Source organism: Cytobacillus sp. FSL W8-0315, from assembly GCF_038002905.1.
Classification (GTDB): Bacteria; Bacillota; Bacilli; order Bacillales; family Cytobacillaceae; genus Cytobacillus; species Cytobacillus pseudoceanisediminis.
The window spans coordinates 583,453-602,022 of the sequence record NZ_JBBOOC010000001.1; the positions used below are offsets into that span (position 1 = coordinate 583,453).

Below are 18,570 nucleotides of genomic sequence, written 5' to 3' on the forward strand. Positions count from 1 at the left end.
CAATAGTAGTTATACTTTATTAAAAAGGTAAAATCAATTATTCACCTTTATTTTTTTTGATGATTTCTTCAGAAATTGATTTAGGTACTTCTTCGTAGTGATCGAAGTGCATTGAGAATGTACCGCGGCCCTGCGTATTAGAACGCAATGCAGTTGCGTAACCAAACATTTCTGATAGTGGAACCATCGCACGAACTACTTGTGCATTACCGCGAGCTTCCATACCTTCAACGCGTCCACGGCGTGATGTAACATCACCCATGATATCACCCATGTATTCTTCAGGGATTACTACTTCAACTTTCATAACCGGCTCAAGAATTACAGGATTACATTTTGACGCTGCATTTTTAAGTGCCATAGAGGCAGCAATTTTAAATGCCATTTCAGAAGAGTCGACATCATGGTAAGAACCATCAAATAGTCTAGCTTTGATATCTACTAATGGGAATCCAGCAAGTACTCCTCTTTCAAGAGCATCTTCAAGACCAGCTTGAACTGCAGGGATGTATTCACGTGGAACAACACCACCGACAATGCCATTTTCGAATTCGAAGCCTTTACCTTCTTCATTTGGAGCAAATTCGATCCATACATGACCGAATTGTCCGCGTCCACCGGATTGACGGGCGAATTTACCTTCAACCTGAGCTGAAGAACGGAAAGTTTCGCGGTATGCAACCTGAGGTGCACCTACGTTTGCTTCCACTTTAAATTCACGCTTCATACGGTCAACTAGAATATCAAGGTGAAGCTCACCCATACCAGCGATAATAACCTGTCCAGTTTCCTGGTCAGTATGCGCGCGGAATGTAGGATCTTCTTCTTGAAGTTTTTGCAGAGCAGTAGTCATCTTATCTTGGTCAGCCTTGGATTTCGGCTCGATAGATAATGAGATAACTGGTTCTGGGAACTCCATAGACTCAAGAATAACAAGATTCTTTTCATCACATAGTGTATCTCCAGTGCTAGTATCTTTAAGACCAACAGCTGCTGCGATATCTCCAGCGTGAACTACCGAGATCTCTTCACGAGAGTTAGCGTGCATTTGCAGGATACGACCTACACGCTCGCGCTTCCCTTTAGTAGAGTTCTGTACATATGAACCTGAGTTCAATGTTCCAGAGTAAACACGGAAGAATGTAAGTTTACCGACATAAGGGTCAGTCATAACTTTAAATGCAAGAGCTGAGAAAGGTGCATCATCGCTAGAAGGACGAGTAACCTCTTCTTCCGAATCTGGAAGTGTACCTTTGATAGCTGGTACATCTAATGGAGAAGGAAGATAATCGATTACTGCATCTAGCATTTTTTGTACACCTTTATTTTTGAAAGCAGAACCACAGATTACAGGATAGAACTCAACGTTTACTGTACCTTGACGAATAGCTGCTTTTAGCTCTTCGTTAGTGATTTCCTCACCGCCAAGGTATTTCTCCATTAATTCTTCATCAAGTTCAGCTACCGCTTCAATTAGCTTTTCACGGTATTCTTCAGCTTGATCCATGTATTCTTCTGGGATATCACGCTCTTCGATATCAGTACCAAGGTCATTACCGTAGAACGTAGCTTTCATTGTGATAAGATCGATGATTCCTTCGAATTGGTCTTCAGCACCAATCGGTAATTGGATAGCTGCCGCATTAGCTTGCAGACGATCATGAAGTGTCTTCAATGAATATAAGAAGTCAGCACCGATTTTATCCATTTTGTTTACGAATACCACACGTGGTACTCCGTAAGTAGTTGCCTGGCGCCAAACTGTTTCAGTTTGAGGCTCAACTCCTGACTGTGCATCAAGTACCGCAACCGCACCATCAAGAACACGAAGTGAACGCTCAACTTCAACTGTGAAGTCTACGTGTCCAGGAGTGTCAATGATGTTTACGCGGTGGCCTTTCCACTGTGCAGTTGTTGCAGCAGAAGTGATTGTGATTCCACGCTCTTGCTCCTGCTCCATCCAGTCCATCTGTGAAGCACCTTCGTGTGTTTCACCGATTTTGTGGATACGGCCAGTGTAGTAAAGTACACGCTCAGTTGTTGTTGTTTTACCGGCATCAATGTGAGCCATGATACCGATATTGCGAGTATTTTCTAAGGAGAACTCTCTAGCCATTGGGTCTTTCTCCTTCCTAGTATGAGTGTTATTTTAGTTAAGCTGTATATCTTACCAGCGGTAGTGAGCAAACGCTTTGTTCGCTTCTGCCATTTTGTGTGTATCTTCACGCTTCTTAACAGATGCACCAGTGTTGTTAGCTGCATCTAGGATTTCGTTAGCTAAACGCTCTTCCATAGTCTTTTCACCGCGAAGACGCGCATAGTTTACTAACCAGCGAAGACCAAGAGTAGTACGGCGGTCAGGACGCACCTCAACTGGTACTTGGTAGTTAGCTCCACCTACACGGCGTGCTCTTACTTCAAGTACAGGCATGATGTTTTTAAGTGCCTGATCGAAAACTTCCATTGGCTCTTTGCCAGTGCGCTCGCTGATGATATCGAACGCAGAGTAAAGAATAGCTTGAGATTTACCTCTCTTACCATCGATCATCATTTTGTTGATCAGACGGCTAACTAGCTTTGAGTTGTAAATCGGATCCGGCAATACGTCTCTTTTTGCTACAGGACCTTTACGTGGCATGGATTGTTCCTCCTTTCAAAGATGGTTGTCTATTATTCAGAATTATTTTTTAGCTGCTTTTGGACGCTTAGCACCGTATTTAGAACGGCCTTGCATACGGTTGTTAACACCAGCAGTATCTAAAGCGCCGCGCACGATGTGGTAACGTACACCCGGTAAGTCTTTTACACGTCCTCCACGGATAAGAACAACACTGTGCTCTTGAAGGTTGTGTCCGATACCAGGAATGTAAGCATTAACCTCGATACCGTTTGTTAAACGAACACGAGCATATTTACGTAATGCAGAGTTCGGTTTCTTTGGAGTCATTGTACCAACACGAGTACAAACACCACGCTTTTGAGGTGAAGCTACGTTTGTTTGAGCTTTCTTGAAGCTGTTGTAGCCTTTGTTAAGAGCTGGTGAATTTGACTTCTCTGACTTAGTTTGACGAGGCTTGCGCACTAATTGGTTAATAGTAGGCATTTGATTTTTCCTCCCTTCGAATTTGTTTAAGCCCACACATCCAGGTGGTTCATTTTGATGCAAAAACAAAGTTCTTGCAGATAGCAATCTACAAAAACAGTTTTTAAAAAGATATGGCAACAGCTGCTGCCCCAACTTCGATTCCGCATGCTTTACCGAGCTTTTTCATCGAATCAACATACACAATCGGAACGTTCATCTCATTCGCTGTACTAACCACTTTAGCTGTAACCCTAGGATCAGCATCACTGGCGACTACGACTTCATCAATTGTTCCCAGTTTGAGAGCTTTGACTGTTTGCTTTGTTCCTACAATAAAACTTTTAGCCTGCAATACTTTATCATAAGACATTTACGACATCCTCCAAAGTATCCGGTGAATAGGAGCACCTTTGCTATAGTACCATCTTCATTTTTCGATGTCAACAAGCAAAATGAATTTTATTTTATTTATTCATTTTAAAATGCGGTACTTGCTGGTAAATAAGCAAGCACCGCAATAATAAAGTTATTCTACAGTAACAGTATTTTCAGCAGTTTCCTCATTTGTATAAGGCTCTGCTCTTCTATAGCGCTGCATTCCTGTTCCGGCAGGGACAAGCTTACCAATAATTACATTCTCTTTCAGGCCAAGAAGCTCATCGCGCTTGCCTTTAATCGCTGCATCGGTAAGAACTCTTGTCGTCTCCTGGAAGGATGCTGCTGATAAGAATGAATCTGTTTCAAGAGATGCTTTTGTGATACCAAGGAGAACCGGACGTCCTGTGGCAGGCATTTTGCCAGCAAGAAGGGCTTTTTCGTTGGCATCTGTAAATTGATGGATATCAAGCAGAGTACCTGGCAGTACATCTGTTTCTGCTGCATCAATTACACGCACTTTGCGAAGCATCTGGCGTACCATTACCTCGATGTGCTTATCGCCAATTTCAACACCCTGCATGCGGTATACCTTCTGAACTTCACGCAGCAAGTATTCTTGAACAGCTGTTACATCTTTTACTTTAATTAACTCTTTAGGGTCAATAGAACCTTCAGTCAATTCCTGTCCACGTACTACTTCATCGTTTACAGCTACTTTTAAGCGGGCTGTATAAGGTGCTGTATACGTCTTGGACTCCACTTCACCCTGAACAACAATCTCATGCTGGCGGTCACGGCCTTCATTGATGCCAACTACCACACCATCAATTTCAGAAATGACTGCCTGACCTTTAGGGTTACGCGCTTCGAAGATTTCCTGGATACGCGGTAAACCTTGAGTGATATCGTCTCCTGCTACCCCACCGGTATGGAACGTACGCATTGTTAACTGTGTACCTGGTTCACCGATGGATTGGGCAGCGATGATACCTACTGCTTCACCAACTTCAACCTCTTGTCCGGTTGCCAGGTTGCGGCCGTAGCACTTTTTACAAACCCCATGACGTGTGTTGCATGTGAACGCGGAACGGATCCATACTTTTTCGATGCCGGCTGAAACAATTTCAACTGCAATATCTTCAGTGATCAATCCGTTTTCAGCTACAATCACTTCATTTGTCTCAGGATGTTTGATATTTCTTCTTGCATAACGGCCAATCAGACGCTCTTCAAGCGCTTCAATGACTTCAGTACCATCTTTAAGAGATGCGATCAGCAATCCGCGGTCAGTTCCACAATCATCATCACGAACGATGACATCCTGTGCTACGTCTACCAGACGGCGAGTCAGGTAACCTGAGTCAGCTGTTTTAAGGGCTGTATCGGCAAGTCCTTTACGGGCACCGTGTGTAGAAATAAAGTACTCGAGTACTGTTAAACCTTCACGGAAACTTGATTTAATCGGTAATTCAATGATACGTCCAGCCGGGTTGGCCATGAGTCCGCGCATACCAGCTAACTGAGTGAAGTTGGATGCGTTACCACGGGCACCGGAGTCACTCATCATGAAGATTGGGTTGGATTTATCCAATGACTTCATCAATTTTGCCTGGATATTATCCTTCGCTGCACTCCAGATTGAAATAACACGATCATAACGCTCATCTTCGGTAATAAGACCGCGTCTGAACTGTTTCATGACATTATCAACCTTGCTTTGTGCTTCGTGGATAATTTCCTGCTTCTCGCCCAATACCACGATGTCAGCTACACCAACCGTGATGCCGGCTTTTGTGGAGTATCTGAATCCAAGATTTTTCATGCGGTCAAGCATTTTAGACGTTTCAGTGATTTTAAAGCGTTTGAAGACTTCCGCAATGATGTTTCCAAGGATCTTTTTCTTAAACGGATCTACTAGAGGCATTTCCTTGATAACAGCAGCTACATCAGTAGCAGGCTCTACAAAGTATTTCTCAGGAGTTTCAATCTCAAGGTTTTCTTTTGTAGGCTCGTTGATGTATGGGAATGTCTCAGGCAGAATCTCGTTGAAAACAAGCTTACCAACCGTAGTTAATAAAAGCTTTTTATTTTGTTCTTCGGTGAATGTCTGGTTATTCAAGGATCCAGCATGGACAGCTACTCTTGTATGCAAATGAACATAGCCGTTCTGATAGGCAAGCAGTGCTTCACTTGTATCATTGAAGATCATGCCTTCTCCGACAGCGCCGGCTCTTTCAAGTGTCAAGTAATAGTTACCTAATACCATATCCTGTGAAGGAGTAACAACTGGCTTACCGTCTTTCGGGTTCAGGATGTTCTGTGCTGCAAGCATCAGCAGGCGGGCTTCTGCCTGTGCTTCTGCTGAAAGCGGCACGTGAACAGCCATTTGGTCACCGTCAAAGTCTGCGTTGTATGCAGTACACACAAGCGGATGAAGACGAATAGCGCGTCCTTCCACCAATGTCGGTTCAAATGCCTGAATGCCCAGTCTGTGAAGAGTTGGGGCACGGTTAAGCAATACAGGGTGCTCTTTAATGACACTTTCAAGAACATCCCAAACTTCCGGCTGCACTCTTTCGATCTTGCGTTTTGCAGACTTGATGTTGTGGGCTAAGCCTTTTTCCACCAATTCCTTCATAACGAATGGCTTGAATAATTCCAATGCCATTTCTTTCGGAAGTCCGCACTGGTACATTTTTAAGTTTGGTCCTACGACGATAACCGATCGTCCAGAATAGTCAACACGCTTACCAAGCAAGTTTTGGCGGAAACGTCCCTGCTTCCCTTTAAGCATATGCGACAGGGATTTTAACGGACGGTTTCCTGGTCCTGTTACCGGTCTTCCGCGGCGGCCGTTATCGATTAGCGCATCTACTGCTTCCTGAAGCATGCGCTTTTCGTTTTGAACAATAATGCTTGGAGCACCAAGGTCCAATAGACGCTTTAGGCGGTTGTTGCGGTTGATTACACGGCGGTACAGATCATTTAAGTCGGAAGTGGCAAAACGTCCGCCATCCAGCTGTACCATCGGACGAAGTTCCGGAGGAATAACCGGAAGAACGTCAAGAATCATCCAGGATGGTTCATTTCCGGAGCCACGGAAAGCTTCAAGAACTTCCAGGCGCTTGATAGCACGAGTGCGTCGCTGGCCCTGGGCAGTTTTCAGTTCCTCTTTAAGGGTATCTACTTCTTTGTTGAGGTCTATGTCAGAAAGAAGTTTCTTAATGGATTCAGCACCCATGGATGCCTGGAACTTGTTTCCATACTTTTCACGGTATGCACGGTATTCTTTTTCGGAAAGCAGCTGCTTCTTTTCAAGAGCCGTATCGCCAGGATCCGTTACAACATAAGAAGCGAAGTAAATAACTTCCTCAAGTGCACGCGGAGACATGTCCAGCACAAGACCCATACGGCTTGGGATGCCTTTGAAGTACCAAATGTGGGATACAGGGGCTGCAAGTTCAATGTGGCCCATTCTTTCACGGCGCACTTTTGCACGTGTTACTTCAACGCCGCATCGATCACAGACAACGCCTTTGTATCGAACACGCTTATACTTTCCGCAGTGACATTCCCAGTCTTTTGTCGGTCCGAAAATGCGTTCGCAGAATAAACCGTCTTTTTCTGGTTTTAATGTACGATAGTTGATCGTTTCAGGCTTCTTAACCTCACCATGTGACCAAGAACGTATCTTATCCGGTGAAGCAAGACCTATTTTCATATACTCGAAATTATTTACATCTAGCAAGGGGCCTACCTCCCTTTTGATCTCCGGGTTTTACCCTTATTGCTCAAACAGCAGCAAAAGTGCCAATAATATCCCCAGCAGCCTCCGCCATTTAGGGCGGAGCGCCCAGGGATTAAGGATTTATATTAAATTATTCTTTCGTAACTACCTGTTCTTCATTTTGCGTTTCCGGAGCGATTGTCAATGATTCAGCCTGCTGAACATCATCTTCATCTTCCAGGTCGCGCATTTCAATTTCTTCTTCATCGCCAGAAAGGATCTTAACATCCATACCTAAACTTTGAAGTTCTTTGATTAGTACCTTGAATGATTCCGGTACGCCCGGTTCAGGAACATTCTCGCCTTTGACGATTGATTCGTAAGTCTTAACACGTCCAACGACGTCATCGGACTTAACCGTTAAGATTTCCTGAAGTGTATAGGCAGCACCATATGCTTCAAGTGCCCAAACCTCCATCTCACCGAAACGCTGTCCGCCAAACTGAGCTTTACCGCCCAATGGCTGCTGCGTAACAAGAGAGTAAGGTCCTGTTGAACGGGCATGGAGCTTATCGTCAACCATGTGCGCCAGTTTGATCATATACATGACACCTACTGATACGCGATTGTCAAACGGCTCGCCTGAACGTCCATCATAAAGGACAGTCTTAGCATCACGCGCCATGCCTGCTTCTTCGATCGTTGCCCATACATCTTCCTCGCGGGCACCATCAAATACAGGAGATGCTACGTGAATGCCCAATGCTCTGGCAGCCATACCAAGGTGAAGCTCAAGCACCTGTCCGATGTTCATACGCGATGGAACCCCGAGAGGGTTTAACATGATGTCTACTGGGGTGCCATCCGGCAGGTAAGGCATGTCTTCTTCCGGTAAAATACGGGAGATAACACCTTTGTTACCGTGGCGTCCGGCCATCTTGTCACCTTCAGAGATTTTACGCTTCTGAACGATATATACACGCACAAGCTGGTTAACACCTGGAGGAAGCTCATCTCCATCTTCTCTGTTAAATACTTTAACATCGAGTACGATACCGCCGCCGCCGTGTGGCACACGAAGGGAAGTATCGCGGACTTCACGAGCTTTTTCACCAAAGATTGCGTGCAATAGCCGTTCTTCAGCTGTTAGTTCCGTTACCCCTTTAGGAGTTACTTTACCAACAAGAAGGTCGCCATCTTTTACTTCCGCACCTGTGCGGATAATTCCGCGTTCGTCCAGATTGCGCAGTGCATCTTCCCCAACGTTAGGGATATCTCTTGTGATCTCTTCAGGTCCAAGCTTTGTATCGCGTGATTCTGATTCATATTCTTCAATATGGATAGATGTATAAACATCATCTTTTACGAGGCGCTCACTCATAATGATCGCATCCTCGTAGTTATATCCATCCCATGTCATAAACGCGACGAGAACGTTGCGTCCAAGCGCTAATTCACCAAGTTCCATGGAAGGTCCGTCAGCAAGGATTTCTCCTTTAGTTACACGGTTGCCTACAGCAACGATTGGGCGCTGGTTGTAGCAAGTTCCCTGGTTGGAACGGATGAATTTAAGCATTCTGTATTTATCAAGATCGCCTTTAACTTCCTGGCCATCCACGTTTTGAATGCGGCGAACCCAAACTTCGCGAGCTTCTACGTGCTCAACGATCCCCTCATGCTTACAGATGACTGCAGCACCTGAGTCTTTACCTGATACATATTCCATACCAGTACCAACTCTTGGCGCTTCCGGCTGCATCAAAGGCACAGCCTGACGCTGCATGTTCGCTCCCATCAGGGCACGGTTGGAGTCATCGTTTTCCAGGAATGGGATACATGCCGTCGCAGCAGAAACTACCTGTTTAGGCGATACATCCATGTAGTCAACACGGTCTCGCTTCACAACTGTGTTTTCACCTTTGAAACGGGCAACTACTTCTTCGTCAAGGAATGAGCCATCGTCACCAAGAAGTGCATTCGCCTGGGCCACTACATAGTTATCCTCTTCATCAGCTGTCAGATAGTCGATGCGGGATGTAACTTTTCCGGTCTCAGGGTCAATTCGGCGATACGGTGTTTCGATAAATCCGAAACGGTTTACCTTCGCAAATGAAGATAAGGAGTTAATCAAACCGATGTTTGGTCCCTCCGGCGTTTCAATCGGACACATACGGCCATAGTGAGAGTAGTGAACGTCACGTACTTCGAAGCCGGCACGTTCACGTGTCAGACCACCAGGTCCTAACGCAGAAAGACGGCGTTTATGTGTCAGTTCAGCGAGCGGATTTGTCTGGTCCATGAACTGGGACAACTGCGAGCTTCCAAAGAACTCTTTAATTGACGCAATAACAGGACGGATATTAATCAGCTGCTGAGGCGTAATGGTATTTGTATCCTGGATGGACATTCTCTCGCGGACCACACGCTCCATACGGGAAAGACCGATGCGGAACTGGTTCTGCAATAGTTCTCCGACTGAACGAAGACGTCTGTTTCCAAGATGGTCGATATCATCTGTATCTCCTACAGAGTGCAGAAGGTTAAAGAAATAACTGATTGAAGCAATGATGTCAGAAGGTGAAATGTTTTTCACTGCTTCTTCAACATAAGCATTGCCAATTACATTGATGACTTTTTCGCCATCTTCATTAGGCGCGTAAATCTTAATAGACTGAAGCAGCACTTCATCATCTACAACTCCGCCTAAAAGGCTTACGGTTTTAAAGCCGATATCCTTCTCCAGGTTAGGAAGGATCCGGTCTAAAGTGCGGCGGTCAAGCGTAACGCCTTTTTCCGCAATGATTTCGCCAGTTTCTGGATCCACAAGCGTTTCAGCCAGTTTTTGACCGAACAGGCGATTTTTGATATGAAGCTTCTTATTGATCTTATAGCGTCCAACATTCGCCAGGTCATAGCGCTTTGGATCGAAAAATCTTGAGACAAGCAAGCTTTTCGCATTTTCAACCGTTGGCGGTTCGCCCGGACGAAGGCGCTCATAAATTTCAAGCAGCGCTTTCTCTGTACTTTCAGTATTATCTTTTTCAAGAGTGTTGCGAATGTACTCGTTGTCTCCAATCAAATCGATGATCTCTTGATCAGAGCCGAACCCAAGTGCACGCAAAAGAACCGTAACGGGCAGTTTCCGAGTACGATCTATTCTGACGTATACGACGTCTTTGGCATCTGTTTCATACTCAAGCCAAGCGCCGCGGTTCGGGATTACGGTTGCTGTAAAGCCTTTTTTCCCGTTTTTATCAAGCTTTCCACTGAAATATACGCTCGGTGAACGTACTAACTGGGATACAATGACACGTTCCGCTCCGTTAATAACGAACGTACCTGTCTCTGTCATAAGCGGGAAGTCACCCATAAAGACATCCTGGTCTTTAACTTCGCCTGTTTCTTTGTTTACAAGACGCACTTTCACACGTAAAGGTGCAGAATATGTAACATCTCGTTCTTTCGATTCCTCAACGGAATATTTTGGTTCGCCAAGGCTGTAATCAATAAATTCAAGCGACAAATTACCAGTAAAGTCTTCAATCGGAGAAATATCATGGAACATTTCTCGTAAACCCTCATCAAGAAACCATTGATAAGAAGAGGTTTGGATTTCGATTAGATTTGGTAATTCTAAAACTTCACTGATTCGTGCGTAACTTCTACGTTGGCGGTGTCGTCCATACTGAACTAGTTGACCTGTCAACTGATTCACCCCTCAAATCAAGCGTTATTGTTGCTAATAGCAATTTATATCATCTTATAAGAAAAGCTATAGAGCGCCTGCCTATCGGCAACAAGCAAAAGAGCCGGAACCGATGGCGCAAAGTGCCGCCAGCGAACTGGCTTAGAAGCTGGACTTTTCCCGAAAAAGTACAGGGACATAAGCCAAACCTCCATTCTTATAAGACAAAAAGAAAAAGGGTTTTCACTTCAAAAACCACATTTTCACAATACGACTATTATTTTGTTAGCTTTCCCATTAAAACCAAATTTATACAACTATTAGATAAATTTAGTTATAAATAGAAATATAATATGTTGGCATTTTACAATACTATCATAGCAAAAAAGTCAAGTCAATCTTTTTTTGCTCTTAAAATAAAATAGCCTTTTTTCTTTTCTGCTGTCTCTACTTCACCGAATAACTCTGTCAGTTTATCTATGGCAGATGGTGCACCCTGCTTTTTCTGGATGACAACCCATAGCTCACCTCCAGAAATCAGCGAATGAAAACTTTGTTCAAATATATCATGAACAACCTTTTTCCCGGCGCGGATCGGCGGGTTTGTCAGAATGGCCGCAAACTTATTTCCTTTTGTATTTTCAAGGCGGTCACTTTCATAGATTTGCACATTTTTAATGCCGTTCAATTCAGCATTTTCTTTCGCAAGTCCAAGCGCCCTCTCATTTACATCAACCATATGAACTGTCCGTTCAGGCATCAGCTTTGCTGCAGTCAGCCCAATGGGCCCGTATCCGCAGCCTACATCAAGAATGTTACCTTCAGCTTCCGGCTCTTCAAAAGTCTCAATTAATAACCTTGAACCAAAATCCACTTCACCCTTTGAAAAAACACCATTATCTGTTTTAAATCGGAATGGATACTCCTTTAGAGTATAACTCCAGGTTTTAGGGCTGCTTTCAACTTTTTGCGTTTGGGAATAGTAGTGTTCAGACATGAAATCACCTCCAGGGAGAATATATAAGAAGAAAATAGGAGAATCACAATTAAGTGGTTTCGAAGGAATTATATAGGATTGCCCATCAAAAAGCAAAAAGTAAACAGAAAAGCAGAAGCGCCCTTCCCTTCCCCGACACCTCGAGGGAACAGGCTCCTCCGTAACACGATGCTTTTAGTGGTACGATGATAAAGCTGACGAAGCGTTCCTTGTTTAGCTGGACAGTACCTTCAGATTAAAGTTATAGATTTTACAGCAAAACAAAAAGCCCGCTTAAGCAGCGGACTTTTCATAAATGTTATTACTTAACTTCAACGCCAGCTCCAACTTCTTCAAGCTTAGCTTTAACTTCTTCAGCTTCTTCTTTAGAAACGCCTTCTTTAAGAGCTTTTGGAGTGTTGTCAACAAGTTCTTTTGCTTCTTTAAGTCCAAGACCTGTGATTTCACGTACCACTTTGATAACTTTGATTTTTTGGTCGCCTGCAGAAGCAAGAACAACGTCAAATTCAGTTTTCTCAGCAGCAGCGTCTCCACCAGCAGCTCCGCCCATTACAGCTACAGGAGCAGCAGCAGTTACACCAAATTCTTCTTCGATAGCTTTTACTAAGTCGTTAAGTTCTAAAACAGTCATATTTTTAACTGCTTCAATGATTTGTTCTTTAGTCATGATTATGTTTCCTCCTTATTTTTGGTTTGAATCTATTAGTTTAACGCTAAAATCAACTTACGCGCCTTGTTCTTCTTTTTGATCTGCAACAGCTTTTGCAGCAAGAGCAAGATTGCGGATAGGTGCTTGAAGTACGCTGAGTAGCATAGAAAGCAAGCCTTCGCGTGATGGTAGTTCAGCAAGAGCTTTGATATCTTCTACTGAAGCGACATTTCCTTCGATTACACCTGCTTTAATTTCAAGTGCTTCATGCTTTTTCGCGAAATCATTAAGGATTTTCGCTGGAGCAACTACATCTTCTGTGCTGAACGCGATTGCGTTAGGTCCAGTTAAAGCTTCGTTTAAACCCGAAAGTTCAGCAGCTTCAGCAGCACGGCGAGTCATTGAATTCTTGTATACTTTGAATTCCACGCCAGCTTCACGAAGCTGTTTACGAAGTTCAGTAACTTCAGCAACAGTAAGACCACGGTAGTCAACAACAACTGTTGATAAACTTGATTTAAGCTTATCAGCAATTTCTTCTACGATTTGTTTCTTTTGTTCGATAACGCTGCTCATCCTTACACCTCCTGTAGAATTTCTACATTCATACCGTCCAATAAAAAACCTCCACGACTTTGCAGACATGGAGGAAGTATACAATAGCAAGAAAAAGCAATTCTATCGTAATACCTCGGCAGGAAATTAAGCAATTAAGCACCTGCTGTCTACGGCACAAATGTTATTATATTTTAACAACAAAATACATATTACAGCATGTATTTTAGAATGTCAATTGTTATTATTTTACTGCAACAGATGAAGGATCTACTTTTACGCCAGGTCCCATAGTAGAAGTAACAGAAACGTTCTTCATGTAAGTTCCTTTAGCAGCAGCAGGCTTCACTTTCATCATTGTATCGAAAATAGTGTTGAAGTTTTCAACAAGCTTTTCGTCTTCGAAAGATACTTTACCGATTGGCACGTGGATGTTACCAGCTTTGTCAACACGGTATTCAACTTTACCTGCTTTGATTTCGTTAACTGCTTTTTGAACGTCAAAAGTAACTGTGCCAGTCTTAGGGTTTGGCATTAAGCCTTTAGGTCCTAATACGCGGCCAAGTTTACCAACTTCACCCATCATGTCAGGTGTAGCAACGATTACATCAAAGTCGAACCAGCCTTGGCTGATTTTGTTGATGTATTCAGAATCACCTACGAAATCTGCTCCAGCAGCTTCTGCTTCTTTCGCTTTTTCACCCTTAGCGAAAACAAGAACGCGCTGAGTTTTACCAGTTCCGTTTGGAAGAACAACTGCTCCACGGATTTGCTGGTCAGCTTTCTTAGGGTCAACTCCTAGACGGAATGCTACCTCAACAGTTGCATCAAATTTTGCAAAATTAGTTTTCTTCGCAAGTTCAATCGCCTCAGCAATTGGGTAAGCTTTTGAAGAATCAACAAGCTTCACAGCTTCTGCGTATTTCTTACCTTTTTTAGCCATTTTTATTTCCTCCTTGATTGTGGTTTTAGCGGAATAACCTCCCACGAGTAAAAGCGGAGGCGCCTCGGTCAGCCCCGACAAGCATAAGACGAGCCTCACTGAAAGGTGATCTTTACCTTTCCGGGAGGATTAGCTTATGACTCGAGGGGCTAGGCGCCGCAGCTAGACACTAAAAGCGGAGGCGCCTCGGTCAAAGGCGCCTGCTCTAGACAGAACAAAGGTTGCGAGTGAAACAAAATTCAGCGTCGCAACCTCATCCCTAAATCTGCTTCGTGCATGGATTAGTCCTCGATAACTATACCCATGCTGCGTGCAGTACCTTCAACCATACGCATTGCAGCTTCTACACTAGCAGCGTTTAGATCAGGCATCTTTGTTTCAGCAATCTCGCGTACCTTGTCACGCTTGACTGTTGCTACTTTATTACGGTTTGGTTCACCAGAACCAGACTCGATTCCAGCCGCTTTCTTAAGAAGAACTGCAGCAGGAGGAGTTTTCGTAATAAATGTAAATGAACGGTCTTCAAAAACCGTGATTTCAACAGGAATGATTAAGCCAGCTTGTTCAGCTGTGCGAGCGTTAAATTCCTTACAGAATCCCATGATGTTAACACCTGCTTGACCTAGTGCCGGTCCTACTGGTGGTGCAGGGTTTGCTTTACCTGCAGGGATTTGCAGCTTTACAAGTTTGATTACTTTTTTAGCCACGAGACACACCTCCTTAAAGTCCGTGATGTGGTAATAGGGAAAATTCCCTCCCACTCAACTTATAGTCTTTATATTAAGATAAAGAACTTTTAACAATTGTCCAGTCTCTTTGTCCGAGACATACTGACCTTTGAAATATTATCACTTTTCAAAGGCAATTTCAAGTTTTTTTACAAAGATATATAAAAGTACTTTCAGCAGACTGCTTCTTACAGTTTTTCAATCTGTGAAAAATCTAGTTCAACCGGAGTGTCACGGCCAAACATGTTGACAAGCACTTTAATCTTCGCCTTATCTTTATCAATATCTTCAATGGTGCCTGTGAAGTTCGCAAACGGACCTTCTTTCACCTGAACTGTTTCACCGATCTCAAAGTTGATATCAAAGCGTGCTTCTTCAACACCCATATGCTTAAGGATGTTCGTAACTTCTTCCGGCAATAGCGGAGTCGGCTTTGATCCAGAACCTGCTGAACCTACGAATCCAGTTACACCCGGAGTATTTCTTACTACATACCAGGAATCATCCGTCATCACGATTTCTACTAGTACATAACCAGGGAAGACTTTGCGCTTCACTACTTTTTTCTTGCCGTTTTTCAATTCTGTTTCTTCTTCTTCCGGAACTACCACGCGGAAGATCTTATCTTGCATACCCATTGATTCAACACGTTTCTCCAGATTGGCTTTGACTTTATTTTCATAGCCGGAGTACGTATGAACAACATACCAATTCTTTTCCATTTACGAGGACTTGTTCGTCCTTCCCTCCCTGTATTCAACAATTTATTATTTTTGACCAAATTAAAAAACCCGTTTCCGGGCTTTGCAAATGTTTCCTGTGTTATTCTCCATTATACCATGGAAACTCAGGGGTTATTCAAGAATTAAACGAATCAATTCAGAAATTCCCAGGTCAATCACCGCAAAAAACAGAGCGAAGAACGTAACCGTAGCAAGAACGGTAACAGTATAGTTTGTCAGCTCTTTGCGTTTAGGCCAGCTGACCTTTTTCATTTCCCGGCCAACTTCACGGAAAAAATTCACGATGCGCTGCATTTCGTAACCCCCAACTTTCAAGAGATGTACCCTTTAACAAGAAGCGAAAGCGGCTTCAAAATCAGACCAATCTTCCAGTCTGCATAAAACGCTCAGGCTTCTGCTATTAAAAGAGCAAACTTCTTATCTATATAATCACTTTGTTTCTTTATGGATCGTATGAGCGCTGCATGTGCTGCAGAACTTCTTCAGTTCCAGCCTTGCAGAATCATTTTTGCCCGCAGTGGAATAATTTCTGGAACCACATACAGAGCAAGCCAAAATTACCTTTTTAGTCATATTTCCACCTACTAAGTCACATTACGCCCTTAAAACTTTAACACGCACCCCAAAACATGTCAATAACTGCAAAAAAAGCAAGGTGTTGGGAAATTCTGTCTATAGGGAAAATTCACGCACTTCCAAATATCTTTCCAGCTTTCTTTTCACCCGCTGCAGGGCGTTGTCAATCGATTTAACATGGCGGTTCAGTTCTTCGGAAATTTCCTGATAGGACTGCCCATCCAAATAAAGGGCAAGCACCTTTCGTTCAAGGTCACTCAGAAGCTCTGACATTTTCACTTCAATGTGATCAAATTCTTCCTGGTTGATAATAAGCTCTTCAGGGTCCATAACCTTCGCCCCAGAGATTACATCCATAAGCGTCCTGTCCGATTCCTCATCATAAATGGGCTTGTCCAAAGACACATAAGAGTTCAGCGGAATATGCTTTTGGCGGGTCGCTGTCTTGATGGCGGTTATGATTTGCCTGGTGATGCACAGTTCGGCAAACGCTTTAAATGAAGACAGCTTATCCTCTTTAAAATCGCGGATCGCCTTGTATAAGCCGATCATTCCCTCTTGTACAATATCTTCTTTATCTGCGCCAATCAAAAAATAGGATCTTGCTTTTGCCCGGACAAAATTGCGGTACTTATGAATCAGATAATCAAGGGCCTCACTCTCGCCCTTATGCACGAGCTCAACTATTTCTTCGTCCTCAAGCTGGATAAAGTCTATAAGATTTTCGTCGATTGTCTTGAAGTCAGCACTCACTAGGATCCCCCCGACCGTACAAGCATGGTTAGAAATATTATACAGCACGGATTTTTCAAGCGTCAACCGCTCATTGTCCTCCTCTGCGCCATTTTTCAAAAATTTCTGCCACTTCATCACTGAGAGGTATCTTGGATACAGGCTTTTTCTGCTGAATTTTTTTTACTTTTTTTTCGATGCTGCTTTCAATCAAATTCATTTCATTGAGCAGCTCCCTTGCTGATTTTCTTAGAGCTCCCTGGCCAAATATGACCCATTGCTCTGTGAAATCGGAGGTTGCCACATGAATTTGGGTTTTAATATTACTGAGATCAATAGCCAATTTTTCAATGCGTTCATCGGCCGTCTCATTATTTCTTGTAAAAATAACTTCGACCTTTGAATCCTTAAACTTTTTTTCCGTGCCCTTTACATAATGGGCATCAAACACGATAATCACTCTGTACCCGGAATATCCCTGGTACTCGGCCATTTTTTCAATCAGGCGGTCTCTTGCTGACGATAAATCCTTGTTTTTGAGCTCCCTGAGTTCTGGCCAAGCACCAATTATGTTGTATCCATCAACAAGAAGGATGTCCATTTCTATCCCTCAAGCGGGTGCCGTTTCCGATAAACCTCATACATGAGCAGCGCAGCAGCAACTGATGCGTTAAGGGAAGTAACGTGTCCAGCCATCGGCAGGTTAATAAGAAAATCACATTTATCGCGAATCAGGCGGCCCATCCCTTTACCTTCGCTTCCAATTACAAGACCTAAAGGCATCGTTCCATCCATCTGACGGAAGTCTTGTTTCCCTTTTGCATCGGTACCGGCAATCCAGACGCCTCTTTCTTTTAATTCATCAATTGTTCTGGCCATATTCGTAACCCGGACAACCGGGATATACTCGATCGCTCCTGTTGAGGCTTTGGCTACTGTTGCCGTGAGCCCGACCGCTCTTCTCTTCGGAATAATGATCCCGTGCGCCCCGACTGCATCTGCGGTTCTCATGATGGAGCCAAGATTATGGGGATCTTCTATCTCATCCAGCAGCAAGAAGAAAGCTGCTTCATTTTTCTTTTCTGCAGCAGCAAACAAATCATCGATTTCTGCATATTGATAAGCAGCAACCTGTGCGATAACACCCTGATGATTCCCCTCTGCCATCCCATCTATTTTTTTCTTGGGAACGAACTGGACCAGTACCCCGGCGGACTTCGCCAAACCGATTACCTGCTGCATCTGCCCGCTTTGCGAACCTTCTGCAATGAATATCTTATTAATATCCCTCTCTGACTTTAATGCTTCAATAACGGGATTTTTCCCGATGATAAAATCCTGGCTCACTTTGCCGCTCCTCCTTTCCTTTTCTCAACTAAATGTATGGATTCCAGAATCAGCTCTTCCATCCGCTCCTGTCTTTTCGACAAAAACAGATAGCCGATAAGAGATTCAAAAGCTGTGCTGTATCTGTATGTTTGGACATCTGTATTTTTCGGCACCGATCCGGACTTTGCATTTCGCCCCCTCCGGACTACTGCCAGTTCTTCCTCCGTCAGCCGTTCAGAGTCAATTAATTCATGAATGATTATGGACTGGGCTTTTGCAGAAACATATCGGGTTGCCTCCTTATGGAGAAAATGGGGCCGAACCCGTCCATTCTGAAGGAGATGGTGGCGTATATAGGTTTCAAATACCGCATCCCCCATATACGCCAAGGCAAGACTATTCAATTGTTTTTCATCTATTTTGTTTTCATAGTGAAGCATTGC

At 43.7% G+C, this 18,570-nt stretch carries 18 protein-coding genes and 1 other annotated feature; all 18 genes read right to left on the minus strand.

Translation table 11 applies throughout. The features are described 5' to 3' along the window. Positions 1-37: 37 nt before the first annotated feature. The 18 genes from fusA to MKY20_RS03350 all read right to left on the minus strand — a co-directional run bounded on the left by fusA (position 38) and on the right by MKY20_RS03350 (position 18,567). Positions 38-2,116 (minus strand): elongation factor G, encoded by a 2,079-nt coding sequence (fusA, locus tag MKY20_RS03265; protein ID WP_009336567.1) that lies wholly within the window; start codon positions 2,114-2,116, stop codon positions 38-40. A gap of 51 nt (positions 2,117-2,167) precedes the next feature. Next, positions 2,168-2,638, minus strand: a complete 471-nt coding sequence (gene rpsG / locus MKY20_RS03270) for a 30S ribosomal protein S7 (protein WP_009336565.1) — start codon at positions 2,636-2,638, stop codon at positions 2,168-2,170. Positions 2,639-2,680: 42 nt separating this feature from the next. Further along, positions 2,681-3,103, minus strand: a complete 423-nt coding sequence (gene rpsL / locus MKY20_RS03275; RefSeq protein ID WP_009336562.1) for a 30S ribosomal protein S12 — start codon at positions 3,101-3,103, stop codon at positions 2,681-2,683. 103 nt (positions 3,104-3,206) lie between these two features. Continuing rightward, the gene (locus MKY20_RS03280; RefSeq protein WP_009336559.1) at positions 3,207-3,455 is read right to left on the minus strand and encodes a 50S ribosomal protein L7ae-like protein; all 249 of its coding nucleotides are present in this window, start codon (positions 3,453-3,455) and stop codon (positions 3,207-3,209) included. 156 nt (positions 3,456-3,611) lie between these two features. Further along, on the minus strand, positions 3,612-7,211 hold the full coding sequence (gene rpoC, locus MKY20_RS03285; RefSeq protein WP_019382782.1) for a DNA-directed RNA polymerase subunit beta': 3,600 nt from the start codon (positions 7,209-7,211) through the stop codon (positions 3,612-3,614). 130 nt (positions 7,212-7,341) lie between these two features. After that, on the minus strand, positions 7,342-10,896 hold the full coding sequence (gene rpoB / locus MKY20_RS03290; protein ID WP_026041789.1) for a DNA-directed RNA polymerase subunit beta: 3,555 nt from the start codon (positions 10,894-10,896) through the stop codon (positions 7,342-7,344). A 373-nt stretch (positions 10,897-11,269) separates the two neighbouring features. Next, complete coding sequence (locus MKY20_RS03295) at positions 11,270-11,872, minus strand: class I SAM-dependent methyltransferase (protein WP_009336553.1); 603 nt, start codon at positions 11,870-11,872, stop codon at positions 11,270-11,272. A 301-nt stretch (positions 11,873-12,173) separates the two neighbouring features. Next, on the minus strand, positions 12,174-12,539 hold the full coding sequence (gene rplL / locus MKY20_RS03300; RefSeq protein WP_009336551.1) for a 50S ribosomal protein L7/L12: 366 nt from the start codon (positions 12,537-12,539) through the stop codon (positions 12,174-12,176). A gap of 57 nt (positions 12,540-12,596) precedes the next feature. Beyond that, on the minus strand, positions 12,597-13,097 hold the full coding sequence (gene rplJ, locus MKY20_RS03305; protein ID WP_009336549.1) for a 50S ribosomal protein L10: 501 nt from the start codon (positions 13,095-13,097) through the stop codon (positions 12,597-12,599). A 33-nt stretch (positions 13,098-13,130) separates the two neighbouring features. After that, positions 13,131-13,270: a sequence feature (ribosomal protein L10 leader region), on the minus strand. A gap of 50 nt (positions 13,271-13,320) precedes the next feature. Then, positions 13,321-14,064 carry a 50S ribosomal protein L1 gene (rplA, locus tag MKY20_RS03310; protein WP_026041788.1) on the minus strand — a complete coding sequence of 248 codons (744 nt, stop codon included), beginning with the start codon at positions 14,062-14,064 and terminating at the stop codon, positions 13,321-13,323. Between the two features lie 236 nt (positions 14,065-14,300). Next, positions 14,301-14,726, minus strand: a complete 426-nt coding sequence (gene rplK, locus MKY20_RS03315) for a 50S ribosomal protein L11 (RefSeq protein ID WP_009336545.1) — start codon at positions 14,724-14,726, stop codon at positions 14,301-14,303. 209 nt (positions 14,727-14,935) lie between these two features. Continuing rightward, the gene (nusG, locus tag MKY20_RS03320) at positions 14,936-15,469 is read right to left on the minus strand and encodes a transcription termination/antitermination protein NusG (protein ID WP_009336543.1); all 534 of its coding nucleotides are present in this window, start codon (positions 15,467-15,469) and stop codon (positions 14,936-14,938) included. 132 nt (positions 15,470-15,601) lie between these two features. After that, on the minus strand, positions 15,602-15,784 hold the full coding sequence (secE, locus tag MKY20_RS03325; RefSeq protein WP_009336541.1) for a preprotein translocase subunit SecE: 183 nt from the start codon (positions 15,782-15,784) through the stop codon (positions 15,602-15,604). 135 nt (positions 15,785-15,919) lie between these two features. Then, on the minus strand, positions 15,920-16,063 hold the full coding sequence (gene rpmG / locus MKY20_RS03330) for a 50S ribosomal protein L33 (protein ID WP_009336538.1): 144 nt from the start codon (positions 16,061-16,063) through the stop codon (positions 15,920-15,922). Positions 16,064-16,162: 99 nt separating this feature from the next. After that, the gene (gene sigH, locus MKY20_RS03335) at positions 16,163-16,819 is read right to left on the minus strand and encodes an RNA polymerase sporulation sigma factor SigH (protein WP_009336536.1); all 657 of its coding nucleotides are present in this window, start codon (positions 16,817-16,819) and stop codon (positions 16,163-16,165) included. A gap of 70 nt (positions 16,820-16,889) precedes the next feature. After that, positions 16,890-17,399, minus strand: a complete 510-nt coding sequence (locus tag MKY20_RS03340; RefSeq protein ID WP_009336534.1) for an NYN domain-containing protein — start codon at positions 17,397-17,399, stop codon at positions 16,890-16,892. Between the two features lie 2 nt (positions 17,400-17,401). Next, positions 17,402-18,145: a 23S rRNA (guanosine(2251)-2'-O)-methyltransferase RlmB gene (gene rlmB, locus MKY20_RS03345; RefSeq protein ID WP_009336532.1), complete on the minus strand. Its 744-nt coding sequence runs from the start codon at positions 18,143-18,145 to the stop codon at positions 17,402-17,404. Then, on the minus strand, positions 18,142-18,567 hold the full coding sequence (locus MKY20_RS03350) for a Mini-ribonuclease 3 (RefSeq protein WP_019382778.1): 426 nt from the start codon (positions 18,565-18,567) through the stop codon (positions 18,142-18,144). The genes rlmB and MKY20_RS03350 overlap by 4 nt, the downstream gene beginning before the upstream one ends. Positions 18,568-18,570 lie beyond the last annotated feature (3 nt).

Excerpts from the sequence above, each read along its gene's own strand:
- fusA (WP_009336567.1), bottom strand. The coding sequence starts at position 2,116 with ATGGCTAGAGAGTTCTCCTTAGAAAATACTCGCAATATCGGTATCATG.
- rpsG (WP_009336565.1), bottom strand. The coding sequence starts at position 2,638 with ATGCCACGTAAAGGTCCTGTAGCAAAAAGAGACGTATTGCCGGATCCG.
- rpsL (WP_009336562.1), bottom strand. The coding sequence starts at position 3,103 with ATGCCTACTATTAACCAATTAGTGCGCAAGCCTCGTCAAACTAAGTCA.
- MKY20_RS03280 (WP_009336559.1), bottom strand. The coding sequence starts at position 3,455 with ATGTCTTATGATAAAGTATTGCAGGCTAAAAGTTTTATTGTAGGAACA.
- MKY20_RS03295 (WP_009336553.1), bottom strand. The coding sequence starts at position 11,872 with ATGTCTGAACACTACTATTCCCAAACGCAAAAAGTTGAAAGCAGCCCT.
- rplL (WP_009336551.1), bottom strand. The coding sequence starts at position 12,539 with ATGACTAAAGAACAAATCATTGAAGCAGTTAAAAATATGACTGTTTTA.
- rplJ (WP_009336549.1), bottom strand. The coding sequence starts at position 13,097 with ATGAGCAGCGTTATCGAACAAAAGAAACAAATCGTAGAAGAAATTGCT.
- nusG (WP_009336543.1), bottom strand. The coding sequence starts at position 15,469 with ATGGAAAAGAATTGGTATGTTGTTCATACGTACTCCGGCTATGAAAAT.
- secE (WP_009336541.1), bottom strand. The coding sequence starts at position 15,784 with ATGCAGCGCATCGTGAATTTTTTCCGTGAAGTTGGCCGGGAAATGAAA.
- rpmG (WP_009336538.1), bottom strand. The coding sequence starts at position 16,063 with ATGACTAAAAAGGTAATTTTGGCTTGCTCTGTATGTGGTTCCAGAAAT.
- MKY20_RS03340 (WP_009336534.1), bottom strand. The coding sequence starts at position 17,399 with ATGGACATCCTTCTTGTTGATGGATACAACATAATTGGTGCTTGGCCA.
- MKY20_RS03350 (WP_019382778.1), bottom strand. The coding sequence starts at position 18,567 with ATGCTTCACTATGAAAACAAAATAGATGAAAAACAATTGAATAGTCTT.